The 2,667-nt window shown below is 42.1% G+C and carries 2 protein-coding genes; both read left to right on the top strand.

What is annotated here, in order from left to right; genetic code table 11:
• On the top strand, positions 1–2,189 hold a 2,189-nt coding region (locus tag MFLO_RS15760; protein ID WP_338151532.1), incomplete at its 5' end, for an immunoglobulin-like domain-containing protein.
• A gap of 284 nt (positions 2,190–2,473) precedes the next feature.
• Positions 2,474–2,667: hypothetical protein (locus MFLO_RS13720; protein WP_036098605.1), on the top strand; the 194-nt coding region annotated here is incomplete at its 3' end.

The following is a 2,667-nucleotide window of genomic DNA, read 5'->3' as shown; positions in this document are numbered from 1 at the left end:
TGGTGAATGGCACCATCGTTCGTCAAGCTGAAATGGATGGCAACGGCAACTTCACCTTCCCAAATGTCGCGACCTTTATTCAACCTGGAGATACAGTAGAACTGGTTGGGGTGGATAGTCGTTACCAAGAGCAAAAACGAATTCCTGTGAATGTTGACGATTCGATGAGTTTCAACCTTACAGTCAATCAAAACCCATACATCATCGGAACTTCGACAGCGTTGACGGGAACCTACGGTAAAGACTTGTCTCGTGTTCGTCTTTTCGTGAATGACCAAGTAGTGGCACAAGCTCAAACGGATGGCGCAGGAAACTATACCTTCCCAAATGCTGCGCAATTCATCAAGTCAAGCAGTGATGTGGTGAAAGTTGTTGGGGTTGACAGTACATTTGCACAACGCGCAGAGACTCCAGTTAATGTCCAAGGTAGCATCGTATATGACTACAGCCTAACAGCTGATTCTTATACCCTCAACCAAGCGAACTTGACTGGGAAATACGGTAAAGACATCTTCAAAGTACGTCTTGTGGTGAACGGCACCATCGTTCGTCAAGCTGAAATGGACGGTAATGGCAACTATACCTTCCCGAACATCGCTTCTTACATTAAAGCAGGCGATAAAGTGGAAATTGTCGGTGTAGACAGCCGTTACCAAGAGCAAAATCGAATTCCAGTAACTGTGAACGAAAACTTAGATTACACATTAACAGTTGTTCAAAATCCTTACATCGTGGGAACATCGAAAGCGATCACAGGCACATACGGAAAAGATATCTCGAGAGTTCGTCTCTTCGTCAATGGAACAGTGGTTGCACAAGCGACAACAGACAGCGCAGGTAATTACAGCTTCGCTAATGCAGCTCAGTATATTACATCAGATAAAGATGTGGTTAAAGTAGTTGGTGTGGATAGCAGTTATGTCCAACGCGCTGAAGTAGCGGTTCCTGTACAAGGTGGCATTGTGTACGATTATGCTCTAACAGTTGATCCTTATCGCTTGAACCAAGCGAACCTAACTGGAACATACGGCAAAGACATTGCTCGTGTTCGTCTCTTCATTAATGATGTGGTAGTTCGTCAAGCAGAAGTTGATGGAAACGGCAACTATACTTTCCCTAATATCGGTCCAAGTATCAAAGCAGGCGATAAAGTGGAAGTTGTCGGAGTAGACAGCCGCTTTGTCGAACAAAAACGAATTCCAGTTACTGTGAACGAAAACTTAGATTACACATTAACAGTTGCTGAAAATCCATATACAATCGGGACATCAACAGCTCTATCCGGTACTTACGGAGAAGACATCAACCAAGTACGTCTCGTTGTGAATGGCAATGTTGTGACACAAGCTCAACTAGATGGCAGCGGAAACTACACGATTCCAAATGCAGCTCAATTCATTAAATCGGCAACAGATAATGTACAAGTCGTTGCAGTGGATAAACAGTTCGTTCAACAAGCGAGCCAAACGGTAAATCTTGTCAGCAAACCAGTTGACTATGCGCTGACAGCTCCAGCTTCTTATGAGCTAAAAGGAAAACAAATTATCGGAACTTACGGCAAAGACATTACAGCAGTTCGTCTCCTTGTAAACGGTGAAGTCAAAGCTCAAGGCCAACTGGATGGCAACGGAAACTATACATTCAATAATGTAGATTCCTTCATCACAGCAGGTACAGATAAAGTGGAAGTTGTCGGCGTAGATAGCACGTATCAAGAACAAGCCCGCAAAACAATTGCGGTAACAGTTCCTAAAGATTATTCGCTAACACAAGACAGCTACAAAATTGGTCAAGATGCTTTGACTGGGAAATACGGTGCGGATATTAAAGCAGTTCGTCTCTATAAAGACAATGTCTTAGTAGTAAACCGGAACGTAGATGGAAGCGGCAGCTTCACCTTCCCAGAAGCTTATGTCCAAATCAAAGACGATGGCGCGAACTATGAAATCGTTGGGGTGGATGCATCCAATGTGGATCAAATCCGTATCCCAGTTGTAATCAGCGGATCGCTTGATTTTGCAGCAACAGCAAACCCTTACACACTGGGAGATGCGACGATTACAGGAACAGTAGGTGCAGATGTGAAACGTCTACAACTCGTTGTCAACGGTACTGTAAAACGCTTGGCACGATCTCCGGCAGCACTTTCTCTGTCAGCGGAGCAGGTATTGTCGCTGGTGATAAAGTAGAAATTTATGCTCAAGACAGTCACTTCATTACACGTACAGTCATCACAGTTCAGTAATTTTGATCCTAACAATTGAAGCAATCCTTCCTCTTCTGGGAGGGTTGCTGTATGTTAGAAAATCTACGGATCTTAAAAGTCATATATACAAAATGTTTTCGAAACTTTAAGATTATTCTTAATAAAAAATTTTAAAGTTTTTAATAAAATAACGATATTTATATAAAAATAGAGGGAGATTAGATAATATGATCAAAAAAGAAATACAATTTATTAAAAAAAACCGCTGTGGCACTTTTAGCGGTAAATGTTTTAGCAACACCAATTATGACCTATATTGCACCACAACAAGGTGCAGAAGCGGCAGATTATGCTTATGTAACTGTAAATTCAAATAACACACTTGGAGCGGGTCAAACATCGATTAGTGGAACAACTTCTGCTAATGGACGTGTATCCTTTGTAGTTATCCATTCAAATGC

It is taken from the genome of Listeria floridensis FSL S10-1187 (assembly GCF_000525875.1).
Lineage (GTDB): Bacteria > Bacillota > Bacilli > Lactobacillales > Listeriaceae > Listeria > Listeria floridensis.
Note: the sequence above shows the minus strand (reverse complement) of the source record. Positions and strands in the feature narration are given on the sequence as shown.